General features: G+C 62.3%; 14 protein-coding genes. 1 reads left to right on the top strand and 13 read right to left on the bottom strand.

What is annotated here, in order from left to right; all coding sequences use genetic code 11:
- Position 1 precedes the first annotated feature (1 nt).
- The 13 genes from Q7U49_RS16795 to Q7U49_RS16735 all read right to left on the bottom strand — a co-directional run bounded on the left by Q7U49_RS16795 (position 2) and on the right by Q7U49_RS16735 (position 13,373).
- Entirely contained in the window at positions 2 to 685 is a 684-nt protein-coding gene (locus Q7U49_RS16795) for an aldolase (protein WP_304766437.1), read from the bottom strand.
- Positions 682 to 1,974, bottom strand: coding sequence for a 3-oxo-tetronate kinase (gene otnK, locus Q7U49_RS16790; protein WP_304766434.1), 1,293 nt, complete (start codon positions 1,972 to 1,974; stop codon positions 682 to 684). The genes Q7U49_RS16795 and otnK overlap by 4 nt, the downstream gene beginning before the upstream one ends.
- Positions 1,971 to 2,861, bottom strand: coding sequence for an L-threonate dehydrogenase (ltnD, locus tag Q7U49_RS16785; RefSeq protein WP_304766431.1), 891 nt, complete (start codon positions 2,859 to 2,861; stop codon positions 1,971 to 1,973). Before ltnD ends, otnK begins: the two co-directional genes overlap by 4 nt.
- A gap of 27 nt (positions 2,862 to 2,888) precedes the next feature.
- Positions 2,889 to 3,665: a FadR/GntR family transcriptional regulator gene (locus Q7U49_RS16780; RefSeq protein ID WP_304766428.1), complete on the bottom strand. Its 777-nt coding sequence runs from the start codon at positions 3,663 to 3,665 to the stop codon at positions 2,889 to 2,891.
- Between the two features lie 21 nt (positions 3,666 to 3,686).
- Complete coding sequence (locus Q7U49_RS16775; protein WP_304766425.1) at positions 3,687 to 4,964, bottom strand: TRAP transporter large permease; 1,278 nt, start codon at positions 4,962 to 4,964, stop codon at positions 3,687 to 3,689.
- Positions 4,961 to 5,455, bottom strand: coding sequence for a TRAP transporter small permease (locus Q7U49_RS16770; RefSeq protein ID WP_304766422.1), 495 nt, complete (start codon positions 5,453 to 5,455; stop codon positions 4,961 to 4,963). The genes Q7U49_RS16775 and Q7U49_RS16770 overlap by 4 nt, the downstream gene beginning before the upstream one ends.
- A 79-nt stretch (positions 5,456 to 5,534) precedes the next feature.
- A complete protein-coding gene (locus tag Q7U49_RS16765) occupies positions 5,535 to 6,506 on the bottom strand; it encodes a TRAP transporter substrate-binding protein (RefSeq protein ID WP_304766419.1) in 972 nt (323 codons plus the stop codon).
- Between the two features lie 58 nt (positions 6,507 to 6,564).
- Positions 6,565 to 7,620, bottom strand: a complete 1,056-nt coding sequence (denD, locus tag Q7U49_RS16760) for a D-erythronate dehydrogenase (protein ID WP_304766416.1) — start codon at positions 7,618 to 7,620, stop codon at positions 6,565 to 6,567.
- A 22-nt stretch (positions 7,621 to 7,642) separates the two neighbouring features.
- Positions 7,643 to 9,082, bottom strand: coding sequence for an aldehyde dehydrogenase family protein (locus Q7U49_RS16755; protein ID WP_304766413.1), 1,440 nt, complete (start codon positions 9,080 to 9,082; stop codon positions 7,643 to 7,645).
- A gap of 46 nt (positions 9,083 to 9,128) precedes the next feature.
- A complete protein-coding gene (locus Q7U49_RS16750; protein ID WP_304766410.1) occupies positions 9,129 to 9,770 on the bottom strand; it encodes a 2-dehydro-3-deoxy-6-phosphogalactonate aldolase in 642 nt (213 codons plus the stop codon).
- 2 nt (positions 9,771 to 9,772) lie between these two features.
- Positions 9,773 to 10,663 carry a 2-dehydro-3-deoxygalactonokinase gene (locus tag Q7U49_RS16745; RefSeq protein ID WP_304766407.1) on the bottom strand — a complete coding sequence of 297 codons (891 nt, stop codon included), beginning with the start codon at positions 10,661 to 10,663 and terminating at the stop codon, positions 9,773 to 9,775.
- Between the two features lie 2 nt (positions 10,664 to 10,665).
- Positions 10,666 to 11,619 carry a C-terminal binding protein gene (locus Q7U49_RS16740; protein WP_304766404.1) on the bottom strand — a complete coding sequence of 318 codons (954 nt, stop codon included), beginning with the start codon at positions 11,617 to 11,619 and terminating at the stop codon, positions 10,666 to 10,668.
- A gap of 11 nt (positions 11,620 to 11,630) precedes the next feature.
- A complete protein-coding gene (locus Q7U49_RS16735) occupies positions 11,631 to 13,373 on the bottom strand; it encodes an IlvD/Edd family dehydratase (RefSeq protein ID WP_304766401.1) in 1,743 nt (580 codons plus the stop codon).
- Between the two features lie 109 nt (positions 13,374 to 13,482).
- Here Q7U49_RS16735 and Q7U49_RS16730 point away from each other — a divergent pair, with 109 nt between their 5' ends.
- A complete protein-coding gene (locus Q7U49_RS16730) occupies positions 13,483 to 14,247 on the top strand; it encodes a FadR/GntR family transcriptional regulator (RefSeq protein WP_304766398.1) in 765 nt (254 codons plus the stop codon).
- Positions 14,248 to 14,349 lie beyond the last annotated feature (102 nt).

The following is a 14,349-nucleotide window of genomic DNA, read 5'->3' as shown; positions in this document are numbered from 1 at the left end:
GTCACCATCGGGCGCCGAAGGTTTGGCGCAGTTCGTTGATTTGGGAATCGGCCAGTGGCTCGGGCGCGTCAGCGCTCAGGCACATCAGCCGGGCGGTTTCTTCAAGTTCTTCCAGGGTCGCCATGGCAGCGGCAGGTGAGTCGTGCCAGACGTTGGGCCCCAGGCGCGCCAGCATGACCGCACGGATCGGCGTGTCGGCTTCGCCATAGCGGGTGATGGTGTCGGCCACCACTTGAGCGGCTTGCGGATCGCCGGGACGGTGGTAGGGGATGAGGGGCACATGGCCGACCTTCATCACAAAATAAGGCGTGAGGGCGGGCAGCAACTCGGCTGATTCGGTTTTTTTGGCACGCAGCGTCAATGCCACACAGTGCGTGCTGTGGGTATGGATGACACAGCGGGTCTGCGCATCGAAGGCACTGGCAGCCCGGTAAATCTGGCGGTGCAGCGCGATGGTTTTGCTGGCTTTGTCACCGCTGAGCTGCTGGGCGTGGGCATCCAGCCGTGCCAGACGGGCGGGTTCAAGATAACCCAGGCAGGCATCGGTCGGCGTGATCAAAAAACCGCCGCCCTCCGAGTCATCCAGCCGCACACTGATGTTGCCGGCGGTGGCATGCACATAGCCGCGCTCGAACAGGCTACGGCCGATACGGCAGATTTCTTCACGGGCTTCCGATTCGGTCATGTCAGCCTCGTGAACGCTTTGCTGAAAAAGTCATCGGTACCAAAGTTGCCGGACTTCAGGGTCAGGTGCAGGCCGCTATCGGGCGCAGCATCACTCTGGGCATGGCACCAGGGCACGCCGGGGTCAATTTGCGGACCGATTTTCATTTGTGAAATGGCCAGCGCCTGCACACAGGCACCCGAGGTTTCACCACCAGCCACCACCAATTGGCGCACGCCTAAATCCACCAGACCGCGCGCAATGGCGGCCAGGGTGTGTTCCACCAGGTCACCTGCGGCCTGCACACCCAGTTGGACCTGAACCGCCTTCACGGCATCCGGGGTGGCTGAAGAATAAATCAGCACCGGGCCTTGGGGCAGCAGGTCTTTGGCCCAGGCCAACGCCTGCGACACGGCAGTTTCACCACCGCCACTGGCAGCCAGTTGCAAGGGGTCGATCGCCAAAGCGGGACGACCCGAAGCAACAAACGCAGCCACCTGCCGATTCGTTGCCAGCGAGCAACTGCCCGACACCACCGCCTGAAAGCCGGTGGCGGGCGGCAGGGCGCTGGCGGTGTTGCTGGGTGCAATGCCAAAATTGGCCGGCAAGCCGATGGCCACGCCGGACCCTGCGGTCACCAGTGGCAGGCCTTTCAGTGCCGGGCCGAGGCGCATCAGATCGTCGTTGGACACCGCATCCACCACCGCCAGGCCGACACCGTCAGCGCGCAATTGATCGATGCGGCTGCGAATGGCCTCGGGCCCTTGGGCGACCACCTTGTAGTCGATCAGCCCGACCTTGCGCCGGCATTGGGCTTGCAGCACACGCACCAGGTTGGCATCGGTCATGGGCGTAAGCGGATGATTCTGCATGCCGCTCTCGTTGAGCAGCACATCGCCCACAAACAGATGGCCCTTGAACACCGTGCGTCCATTGTCAGGAAAGGCCGGCGTGGCGATGCTGAAGTCGGCGCCCGGCTGCTCGGCCAGCGCCTCCATCAGCGCTTCCGTCACCGGGCCGATATTGCCCTGTGCCGTGCTGTCAAAGGTGGAGCAATACTTGAAGTAAATCTGCTGCGCGCCCTGCGCCTGCAGCCAGCGCAAGGCCGCCAGCGACTCCTGCACCGCGTCAGCCGCCGGCACGGTGCGCGACTTGAGCGCCACCACCACCGCATCGGCCTCTGCGTCGAGCGGCTGGCTGGGCACCCCCATGGCTTGCACCACGCGCATGCCGGCGCGCACCAGGTTGTTGGCCAGGTCGGTGGCGCCGGTGAAATCGTCGGCTATACAGCCGAGAAAAATCTTCTTCATGATTGTTTGGGCAACTCAATGCCGGGAAATATCTTGATGACCGCGCTGTCGTCCTCGCGCGCAAAGCCCGCGGTGGACGCCTGCATGAACATCTGGTGCGCGGTGCTTGACAGCGGCAAGGGAAACTTGGTGGCGCGCGCCACATCCAGCACCAGCCCGAGGTCTTTGACGAAAATGTCGACCGCCGACAAAGGCGTGTAGTCGCCGGCCAGCACATGTGCCATGCGGTTCTCGAACATCCAGCTGTTGCCCGCGCTGTGGGTGATGACGTCGTACAGGGCGGCGGCATCCACGCCTTCGCGCAGGCCCAGGGCCATGGCCTCGGCCGCTGCCGCGATGTGCACGCCGGCGAGCAACTGGTTGATGATCTTGACCTTGCTGCCCGCGCCAGCCTTGTCACCCAGCCGGTAGACATTGCTGGCCATGGCATCGAGCAAGGGGCCCACGGCCGCGTAAGCCTCGGGCGTGGCGGCGGTCATCATGGTCATCTGGCCGCTGGCGGCCTTGGCGGCGCCACCCGAGATGGGGGCATCCACGTAAAGAATGCCGAGCTTGGCCAAGCGTGCTTCCATGGCGATGGACCAGTTCGGGTCGACCGTGGAACACATCACAAACACGCTACCCGGTGCCATGGCGCTGGTGCAGCCCTGCTCGCCAAACAGCACCGCCTCGGTCTGGGCGGCGTTGACCACCACCGACACAATCACCTTGCAATGCGCTGCGAGTTCGGCCGGCGTTGCACAGGCCACGCCGCCCTGCGCCGCAAAGGCCTGCGCCGACTCGGCACGCACATCAAACACATGGACCTGGCAGCCATGGCGGCGCAAGGAGCCCGCCATGCCGCTGCCCATGGCACCTAAACCGATCAGACCGACATTCGTTTTCATTGAGTTACTCCAATTCCCTTTAAAAAATCAAGACGCAGCCGGCAAGCCGTGCACCAGCGTGCTGGCCAGCGCGTCGCCGGTTTGTTGCCAGAACGCCGGGTCGGCCTGCTCGATGCGCACGATGGCGTTGTTCATGTGTGCGCCGGCCGCCCGGCGTGCCGTTTCCGCATCGCCGGCTTCGATGGCCTGGCAAATCACGGCATGCTCGTCACGCACCTGACGCGCAAAATCGTCCCGCCGGGCTTCGTTGGCGCGGGTCACCCGGGTGGCGCCCTGCAAGAACTGCCCAAGGTACTGCAGGGTGCCCATCAGAAACGGGTTGCGCGCCGCCTCGGCAATGACCAGGTGGTATTGCACGTCTTCCAGCACGCCATCACCGCCCACCGCCACCGCCTTGTCCAATTGGGCAATCGACTGGTGGATGCGTTTGATGTCCGTCTTGGTGCGGCGCTGCGCCGCCAGTGCTGCCACCTCGGCCTCCAGGGCACGGCGCACTTCCACCATCTGGATCACGGCTTGTCGCGACGCCACCGACTTGGTATCAAAATTCAGCGGGGGAAAACCGATTTCCTTGACAAACACACCGCTACCCTGGCGCGACTCGACCAGCCCCAGCGACTTGAGCCTGGAGAGTGCCTCCCGCACCACGGTACGGCTCACCGAAAACTGGTCCACCATGGCGGCTTCAGTAGGCAACTTGTCACCCGCGGCCAGGCGTCCAGCCCGAATTTTGGCGGCCATCACATCGGCCACCTGATCCGACAGATAGGCACCGGGCAGGACAGGTTTGAAGGGCGCAGTCATGGCCTGGCTTGTCCAACGCGCTTAGCGGGCATAGACCAGATCGCGCAGCGTGAGTGACAGCGCCGGCACGTAGGAAATCACCATCAGGCAGACCACCACCACCAGCACAAATGGCACAAGGTCCTTGATCATGCGGTCCAGCGAAATGCGTGCCACCGTGCAAGCGGCAAACAGGTTGACCCCAAACGGCGGCGTGATCATGCCGAGTGCCAGGTTGACCACCATGATCAGGCCGAAGTGCACCGGATCAATGCCGAAGTGCATCGCCACGGGCGCCAAAATCGGGGCCAGCACAATGATGGCGGCACCGGTCTCGATGAACATGCCAATGATGAACAAGGCCGCGTTGACGCCCAGCAAAAAGTAGACCGGTGACTTGAGCACGTCCTGCAGCCAGATGCCAATGGCCTCGGGCACACCGGCTCGTGTGATCAAAAAGGCAAACAGCCCGGCATTGGCAATGATGAACATGATCACCGCCGCTGACAGCACCGATTTGCGCAAAATCGTGTACAGGTCGGGCAGCTTGATTTCGCGGTAGATCACCAAACCCACGATCAGGGCATAAAACACCGCCACGGCGGAGGCCTCGGTCGGCGTGAAGACACCACCGTAAATGCCGCCCAGAATGATCACCGGCATCAGCAGCGCCCAGCCGGCTTTCCAGGTGGCCTTGCCCACCGACAAGCGGCCGTCACCATCACACTTGCCCCAGCCCTTGTACTTGCAGTAAGCCCAGACAAACAGCATCAGCGCACCGCTGATGAACAGGCCGGGGCCAAAGCCCGCGATGAACAGTTCACCGATGGAGACCTCGGCGCTCACACCGTACAGAATCAGCGGAATCGAGGGCGGGATGATGACACCCAGCTCGGCACTGGTGGCCTGTAATGACGCGGCCCAGGTGTTGGGATAACCGTGCTTCATCAGCGCCGGAATCAGGATGGTGCCGATGGCAAAGGTGGTCGCCACTGACGAGCCCGAGACCGACGCAAAAATCATGCAGGTCAGCACACAGGTCATGGGCAGGCCGCCCTGCACGCCACCCACGATACTCTTGGCGAATTCGACCAGGCGGCGCGATATGCCGCCGGTTTCCATGATGTTACCGGCCAGAATAAAGAAGGGAATGGCGGCCAGCGGGAAGCGGTTGATGGCGTTGAACATCTCCTTGACCGAAATCAACATATTGATCTCGGCCACCTGGATACCCAGGATGGCGGCCAGCCCGATGGACACGGCAACCGACACGGTGAGCGCAAAGCACAACACCATGGTGATGAGCATGGCAGTGGTCATTGTGCGGTCTCCAGTTCCAGACGCTGGGGATCCAGCAGATTGCCAATGATGCTGATGACACTGAACACCCCACCCACCGGCATGGCCAGGTAAGCCCAGAACATCGACAGTTCCTCCAGCCCAGCCATGGTTTGCACCTTGCCGCGCTGGGCATAGTCCCAGCCCCACCAAATGATGATGAAAATCAGCGCAAGAGCCGCCAGGCAGACCACCCAGTCAAGCACGCGGCGCAAGCGCGCGGGGCTCCAGCGGTACAGCACATCCACGCTGACCATGGCGCCCTGCCGAAAGGCCATGGGCACGCCCAGAAAGACCATCCAGATCAGGCTGAACCGGATCAGCACCTCGGTCCACTCGGCCGGGGTTTCCAGCACAAAGCGGGTGATGATCTGGAACATGCCCAGGCTGGCCGCCACCAGCAGCATGGCACAGGCCGTGACCAGCGCCAAGCGGCTTGTCCAGTGCTCCAGCCGCAGAAATTTATCTCTCATCGCGTTCTCCGCCTGACATGGGGTCAAAAAAACGCCCGAACGTTTTTAACCGTCGGGCGCTTGAACTCACCGAAGTTGATTATTTGGTGTTGCGGATCTTGTCCATGTTGTCCTTGCCGAACTGCTTCTCGAACTCGGCGTACACGGGTGCCAGCGTGGCGACAAACTTGGACTTGTCCAGGTTTTCGGTCACGGTCATGCCCTTGCCGCGCAGGTAGGTCACACCCATGGCATCGTCGGCGTCGACACGGTCACGGTTGACCTTGACAGCGGTCTTGGCAGCTTCCAGGAAGACCTTCTGGTCAGCCGGTGTCAGCTTGTCGAACGTGGCCTTGTTCATCAGGAAGATGGCGGGCGAATACACATGGCCGGTCAGCGATACGTGTTTTTGCACCTGGTCCAGCTTGGCCGCCATGATGACCGACAGCGGGTTTTCCTGGCCATCAACCGTGCCTTGCTGCAGCGCGGTGAACACTTCAGCCATGGCCATCGGCGTGGTGACAATGCCCAGACCCTTGTAGGCCGCCACGTGCACCGGGTTTTCCATGGTGCGCAGCTTCAGACCTTTCAGGTCATCAGGTGTCACGACAGCGCGCTTGTTGTTGGTCACGTTGCGCATGCCGTTCTCACCCCAGGCCAATGCCTTGAAGCCCTTGGAGTCAAACTTGGTCAGCATGTCCTGGCCGATGGGGCCATCGAGCACACGACGCGCATGACCCTTGTCACGGAACAGGAAAGGAATGTCCAGGATCTTGGCTTCCGGCACGAAATTGGGCACCGGACCGGTGGAGGTGAAGGTCAGCTCCTGGGTACCCAATTGAACCGACTCGATGGACTCGCGCTCGCTGCCCAGTGACGCGTTGAAAAAGGTTTGAATCTTGTAACGGCCGGCGGTGTTCTTTTCAACTTCCTTGGCAAAGGTATCAATGGCCACACCCTGGTGCGAATTCTGGGCAATGGCAATGTTGATCTTCATGTTGGTCTGCGCGGCAGCCGTGGCCACCAGACCGACTGCGAGGGAAAGGCCGATAAACAGTTTGCTCAATTTCATGCAATGTCTCCTAGATTTAAAAATAAACGACCGAAAAGTTGTATGACAAGTTTGATTATTACGCGGATGCCTGCTTGATGAAATCAGGGTTTTCCCTGATGTACGCCCTGATGATGTCTTCAAAACTGGTGTCGGGCAACAGCCCCAGACCGGCGGCGCGGCGGGCATTGATGCGGGCTGGCCAGGTTTTCACAATGTTATGAATGGCGGGGTCGGGTTCCCAGTCGATCAACGCCGCCACCGCAGGCCCGGCGACGGCTTCCAGCGCCGCAGCCATCTGGGTCGGCGTGGTGGTCAGCGCCGGCAGGGTCAGGGCGGTACGCGGCCCCCAGGCGGGGTCGCTGGCCTGGGCCGCGCCGATCAGGCCGGCGATGGTGCGTTCGGGCGACGACAAGGCCACCGGGGTGTCGGCCGGCACAGGACAGACCGCGCGAACACCCGCCAGCGGTTCGCGCAACATGCCGCTCAAAAAACTCGAGGCTGCGCCATTGGGCTTGCCGGGGCGAACACTCACGGTCATCAGGCGCACGCTGCGGCCCTGAATGAAGCCTTTGCGGCTGAAGTCCGCCATCAGTTGTTCGCCGATGAATTTCTGGATGCCGTAACTGCTTTGCGGTGTTGGCAGGGTAGTGTCCTCGATCACCGGGGGCAGCGGCACACCGGGTGCATCGCCAAACACCGCCAGCGAGCTGGCAAACACCACGATGGGCTGGGTCTTCAGGGCACGGCAGGTCTCCAGCAGGGACAGCGTGGCAGCAAAGTTGCTGCGCATGCCAAGGTCAAAGTCAGCCTCGCATTCGCCGCTGACTGCGGCCGCCAGATGGAAGACAACCGACGTTTGCGGGGTCACCACCGGTGTTGCCGTGTCTTTGGCTTCCAGCAGGGCATTCAGGTCGCCAATCAGGGCGCTCACACGGGTGTCGGCCAGCAGGTCGGCCGGCGGTGGCGCGCGGTCGACCAGCGTGATGTGGCGGATGTCGACCGGCGCAGCGCCGGCGAGGGACAGCTTGCCCTGTGCCAGCAGGGCGCGCGCCAGACGCACGCCCAGAAACCCGGCACCACCGGTGATCACGACCTCGCAGGACCCCGGAATCGGGGCGGCTTGTTTCAACATGGTGTTGGCTCCAAAAAATAATTCAGTTGCTGACATAAACGGTCTTCACCGTAGTGAAGAACTCCTGCGCATAGCGTCCCTGCTCGCGCGGGCCGTAGCTGGAGCCCTTGCGCCCGCCAAAGGGCACATGGTAATCGACCCCGGCGGTGGGCAGGTTCACCATCACCATGCCGGCCTGACTGTGGCGTTTGAAATGCGTGGCGTATTTCAGCGAGGTGGTGGCAATGCCGCTGGTGAGTCCATAGGGCGTGTTGTTGGCCTCTGCCAGCGCCTCCTCATAGCCCTTGACGCGGATGATGCTGGCCACCGGGCCGAACACCTCCTCGCGATTGATGCGCATGGCGCTCGTGGTGTCGCTCAGGAGTGCAGGCGCCATGTAGAAGCCCTCGGTGCTGCAGGACAAACGCTGGCCACCAGCCACCAGCACGGCACCTTCGGCCTGCCCGATGTCGACGTAGCCCAAATCCTGTTCCAACTGGGCCTGAGAAGCTACCGGTCCGATGTCGATGCCGGCGGCCAGGGCGTCGCCAATTTTGAGGCTGGCCATGCGCTGTTTCATGGCCTCCAGGAATCGGGGGTAGATGCCATCGGTGACGATCAGCCGGCTGGCAGCGGTGCAGCGCTGGCCGGTCGAAAAAAAGGCGCTTTGCACGCTGAGCTCCACCGCTTGCGTCAGATCGGCGTCGTCCAGAATGACTTGCGGGTTCTTGCCGCCCATCTCCAGTTGCACTTTCTTGAGGTTCAGCGCGCATTGCTGGGCAATGCGTCCGCCCACGCCTTGCGAGCCGGTGAAGCTGATGGCGTTGATGCCGGGGTGGTTGACCAGCGGGTCGCCGATGACGCTGCCGCGGCCCATCACCAGGTTGAAGACGCCCGCTGGAATGCCAGAACGGCTGATGATCTCGGCCAAGGCCCAGGCACAGCCGGGCACCAGGTCGGCCGGCTTGAGCACCACGCAGTTGCCATAGGCCAGCGCCGGCGCGGTCTTCCAGGCCGGGATGGCGATGGGGAAGTTCCAGGGGGTGATCAGACCGACCACGCCCATGGGCTCGCGGGTGATCTCGACGCTGACGCCGGAGCGCACCGAGGGCACGACTTCACCACTCAGGCGCAGGCATTCACCGGCGAAGAATTTGAAAATGTTGCCGGCGCGGGTCGCCTCGCCAATCCCCTCAGGTTTGGTCTTGCCTTCTTCGCGCGCCAACAGGGTACCGAGTTCTTCGCGGCGGGCCAATATCTCGCTGCCGATCTTGTCCAGCGCATCGGCTCTGGCCTGGATGTTGCCGGTCGACCAGGCGGGGAACGCGGCCTGGGCGGCCTGGACGGCGGCGTCAAGCTGCGCGACATCGGCCTGGGCGTAGTCGCCGATCACGTCCGCCAGGTTGGATGGGTTGATGTTGGGGGCGTACTTGGCCCCCGCGACCCATTGGCCGTTGATCAGGTTGTCGTGTTGTTGTGTCATGGCTTTTACTCTTTCGTTTCATCAGGCCCGCAGACAAGCGGGGTTTTCAGTGGGAAAAGGAGGCTGCACGATAGGCAGAAATGAAATTCATGGCATGCGCTTGAACCTGATTTGCCGTCATGCCGGATTTGTAGAGGGCGGATCCAATCCCAAAACCAGAGGCGCCCGCAGCGAGGTAACTGTGCATATTCTCGGGGGTGATGCCACCCACCGGGAACACACGCGTGTCGGCTGGCAAGACCGCGCGCAGCGCCCGAACCACGGCCGGACTGATCATCTCGGAGGGGAAAAGCTTGAGCCCCGTGGCACCCGCCTCCAAGGCCGCAAAGGCTTCGCTGGCCGTCATGATGCCAGGCAGGCAGACCAACCCCAGGCGCACGGCTTCGCGCACGACGGCCGGGTTGAAATTGGGCGACACGATCAACTGGCCACCGGCAGCATGGACGTTGCGCACATCGGCTGGCGTGAGGACCGTGCCGGCACCGACCAGTGCCTGCGGCAAGCTGCTGGCCAGGGTGGCAATGCTGGTGAGCGGATCGGGTGAATTCAGGGGAACCTCAATCAGGGTCCAGCCCGTGCTGCCGAGCGCCTCCCCCATCGCCAGCGCCTCGTGCGCCTGCAGGCCGCGCAGGATGGCAATCAGCGGAAGCTGGTTCAGTGCCGTGTCAAATTTCTGATGTGCATGCATGATCATTTCAGCAAGTTGGGAGAGAGCGTTTGCGCGATGGCCCACAGACCGGCCCAGGTGGCTTCTGCGCCGACACACTGCGCCGGAATGTGTTGCAGCGCCAGCGCCTGCTGGTAACGCTGCGTCAACGACGCCGAGCCGATGATGACCACCTCGGTAGTGCGCTGCAAGGTCTGGGCACGCAGCTCCTCGCCAATCACCAGACCGGACAAATAGCTGGGCAATGCGGCCACAGGCAGCCGGTCGAACAGCGACAGGGTACGCGCGCTGAAGGCGGTGTGCAGCAGGCTGTTGCTGCGCAGCGCATGGGTCACGCCCTGGTCGAACGCGTCGCTGTCGAAGTCGCCATCGCTGGCAGGCAGCGTGCGCGACAAAATGGAATGTTGCCGCAACAGGGCAAAGAATTCGCCCGTCATGAAGGTGGCAAACGACTGGATTCGCCCGGCTTGCACGCGCACCCATTTGCTGTGCGTGCCGGGCAGCACCACCAGCGCTTCTTGCCGTCCGAGCAGTTGCAGGGCGCCAAAAATCTGGGTCTCTTCACCCCGCATGACATCAGGAATACCGTCGTTTTCACAGCACAGCCCCGACACGATGGCGATGCGGGCGGGCTCGACCCAGCTCAGGGTGGCGGCGACTTCGGCGAATCCGGCTGGACAGGCGCAATAGGGCGCCTCCAGCCATCCCTGCTTGCTGCCGACCATGCCGGACATCAGGCACCAGGCACCCGGCCTTTGCATCCAGTCGCCAAAGCAGGTCTGGAACACGGAAGGGAATTCGCCCGGCGCCACCGACAGAATACCGCGGGGGAATGCGCGCTCTTCCAACGCCTGGCCGCGGTCGTCAAGCCAGGCACCGCGCAGCGACGTGGTGCCCCAGTCAACTGCCAGCATGCTCAAGCTCCACTGATCACCACATAGGATGGACGGCCATTGCGCGCCCAATCAATCAGATTCTGCGCCGCCTTGCGCCGGAGTTCCTGTTCGGCGATGACCGAATAGAACGCCGCGTGGGGTGTCAGCAAAACACGGGGATGCTGCACGATGCGTGAGTCGACCGCGGGCGGCTCGGTGGGCAACACATCCAGCGCGGCACCGTCGAGCCGGCCTTCATCGAGCACGGCCAGCAAGTCGTCAATATTGACGACCGCACCGCGCGCGGTGTTGACCAGCACGCTGCCGGGCTTCATCAGGCCGAGCAAGGATGCATTGACCATGCCACGCGTCTCGTCGGTGAGCGGCACGTGCAACGAAATGGCGTCGGCCTGCGCAAACAGCTCTTCCAGCTTGACACGCTCGACATAGGCCGGAAAATCACCGTCGATGATGTAGGGGTCACAGGCGATCACACGCTTGAAACTGTTGCGGCTGACGTGGGCCATGCGTTTGCCAATGCGGCCAAGCCCCAGAATGCCAAGCGTCATGTCGGCGACACGCTGTATCTTGCCGGCGCTCGAGAAATGCCATTTGCCAGCCTTCACGTCGCGATCGTAAAACGCAATGTGCCGCAGCAGCGACAGGGTCATGCCCAGCGCATGGGTGGCCACCTCGCCGACGCCGTAGTCAGGTGAGTTGCCGACCCAGACACCGTGCGCTTTCGCATCAGCGGTGTTGACGGTGTCAAAACCGGCACCGTAACGGCTGACAATGCGAATCTCGGGCCGGGCCGCGAAGACCTTGGCATTGATCGGCGCGTATTGCACCAGCAGCCCCTGGCAGCCTTCCGATGCGGCAATCACTTCGTCCTCGGTGCGGCATTGCGCCACCACCAGCTCGACGCCAGCCGCACTGTACAAGGCCCGCTCCAGCGCAAGGTCGGGAAAATCATAGTCGGTGATCAGGATTTTCATTGGGCAGCGCCTTAGTGGTTGTCTTTGGGTACAAATGCGCCGCGCTGACCCACCAGAAAGTCAAAGTCTGCACCCTCATCGGCCTGCAGCACATGGTCCACATAGAGCTTCCAGTAACCCGACAACAGCGGCGGCTCAGGCGCCTTCCAGTGGGCCAGACGCCGCGCGAGCTCCTCGTCGCTGATCAGCAATTGCAGCCGGCGCTCGGGCACATTGAGCTCGATCATGTCGCCGTTTTGCACCACCGCCAGCGGGCCGCCGGCGGCCGCCTCGGGCGCGGTGTGCAACACCACGGTGCCATAGGCGGTGCCGCTCATGCGTGCGTCGCTGATGCGCACCATGTCGGTGATGCCTTTTTTAAGCACTTTCGGCGGCAGCGGCATGTTGCCGATCTCGGCCATGCCGGGATAGCCCTTGGGACCGCAGTTCTTGAGCACCAGGATACAGGTCTCATCCACATCCAGGCTGTCGTCGTCGATGCGGGCGTGGAAATCGTGGCTGTCCTCGAACACCACGGCGCGGCCCGTGTGCACCAGCAGAGCGGGCGTGGCCGCGCTGGGTTTGATGACGGCACCGCGCGGCGCCAGATTGCCGCGCAGCACCGCAATGCCGGCCTTGTCCTTGAACGGCTCGTCGAATTTTTTGATGACGCGCGGGTCGTAGTTTTGCGCCCCGGCGAAATTCTCGGCCACGCTCTGGCCGCTGACCGTGATGATGTCCTTGTGCAGCAGATGGCCAATTTCCTTCATCACCACCGGCAGACCGCCGGCGTAGCAGAAGTCTTCCATCAGGTGCTCGCCCGACGGCTGCAGGTTGACCAGGCAGGGCAGTTCGCTGGCCAGCCGGTCGAAGTCGTCGACCGTGAGCTTGACGCCCAGTCGGCCGGCGACGGCGATCAGGTGGATCACCGCGTTGGTTGAACCGCCAATGGCCGCCAGCGTGCGAATCGCGTTCTCGAAGGCTTCGCGCGTGAGCACCTTGGAGATGAACTGGTCCTCGTGCACCATCTCGACGATGCGCCGGCCCGCGTTGCGCGCCAACACGTTGCGCCGCCCGTCCACCGCCGGGTAAGCCGCATTGCCGGGCAGGCCGATGCCCAGGGCTTCAACCATGCTGGCCATCGTGGAGGCCGTGCCCATGGTCATGCAGTGGCCGTGGCTGCGGTGCATGCAGCTCTCGGCCTCCATGAATTCTTCCAGCTTGAGCGTGCCGGCGCGCACCTGCTCGCTCATGCTCCAGACCCCGGTGCCCGAGCCCAGCTCCTGGCCGCGCCACTTGCCGTTGAGCATGGGGCCGCCGGAGACGCCAATGGTGGGCAGGTTGACACTGGAGGCGCCCATCAGCAGCGCGGGCGTGGTCTTGTCGCACCCCATCAGCAGCACGACGCCGTCAAGCGGGTTGGCGCGGATGCTTTCCTCCACATCCATGCTGGCCAGGTTGCGGTACAGCATGGCGGTCGGGCGCATCAGGGTCTCGCCCAGCGACATGACCGGGAACTCCAGCGGAAAACCGCCAGCCTCGTACACGCCGATCTTCACCTGCTCGGCCAGCGTGCGGAAATGCGAGTTGCAGGGGGTCAGTTCACTGAAGGTGTTGCAGATACCAATGACCGGGCGGCCATCAAACTGGTCGTCTGGCACACCCTTGCCCTTGACCCAGCTGCGGTAGACAAAACCGTCGCGGTCTTGCCGGCCAAACCACTGCTGGCTGCGCAGTTCTTCGGGCTTTTTTTTGGGCTTGCTTGAATTGGTCATAGGGTAAATCCTCGAATTAAACATATTATCGTCATATGATATCAATTAAAAACCAAGGGAAAACCCTCGCGAAACAAAGGATCCTATCGTTCTATGATGGCAAGCTAAGATGATAAACAACACGATAAAAAACGTCCATGGCAACACCGTTGACCATCTCGGCGAAGCCATCGTCGCGGGACGCTACAGCGCCGGAATGTCGCTTCCACCCGAGCCAATGCTGGGTGCGGAACTGGGCGTCAGTCGGACCGTGATACGTGAATCCGTGAAGTCGCTGATCGCCAAAGGCTTGGTGACCACCGGTCCCAAGGTGGGCACCCGCGTGCTGTCCGAAGATCACTGGAACTGGTTCGACTCCGACGTCATCGCCTGGCAAGCCAAGACCGGCTTGACGCCCGAATTTCTGCGCGATCTGATGGACTTGCGGCGTGTGGTTGAGCCTGCCGCTGTTCGGCTGGCAGCCCAACGCGCGACCCCAGCGGATATTGCCGACATTGAAAGCGCCTTTGCAGGCATGGCGCGCGCCGTCGAGGAGGGCGGCGACTATGTCTCTTATGACCTGCGCTTCCACCAGGGATTGTTGCGGGCCTGTCGTAATCGCCTGCTCATACAAATGAGCAAGGCGCTTGGGGCATTGCTGCGGACCAGCTTTGAGTTGACGACCAGTAAACCAGGAGGGCCGGCCAGCAGCCTTGCGGGACATCGCGCGGTGCTTGACGCGGTGATTGCCCGCAAGCCGACCAAAGCCGAGAAGGCCATCCTGGTGCTGATTGACGGCGCCCACCAGGATGTTGAAGAAATTCTGGCATCGAGCCACTCCCTGCCCCGACTGAATATGCCCGCCTCCCTGCTCAAGGCGAGCGTGACGAATTAATTATTGTGGAGCCTGCATTGCAAAAGAGTACTCATTTTTTCTTCAAATTGCTCGAACTGCTGATCGTGGTGTGCATGGTTGCCATGGTGATCATGGTGTTCG

It is taken from the genome of Rhodoferax sp. (assembly GCF_030653815.1).
Taxonomy (GTDB): Bacteria; Pseudomonadota; Gammaproteobacteria; order Burkholderiales; family Burkholderiaceae_C; genus Rhodoferax.
The sequence above is the reverse complement of the archived record's forward strand: the minus strand, read 5'-3'. Positions and strand labels throughout refer to the sequence as shown.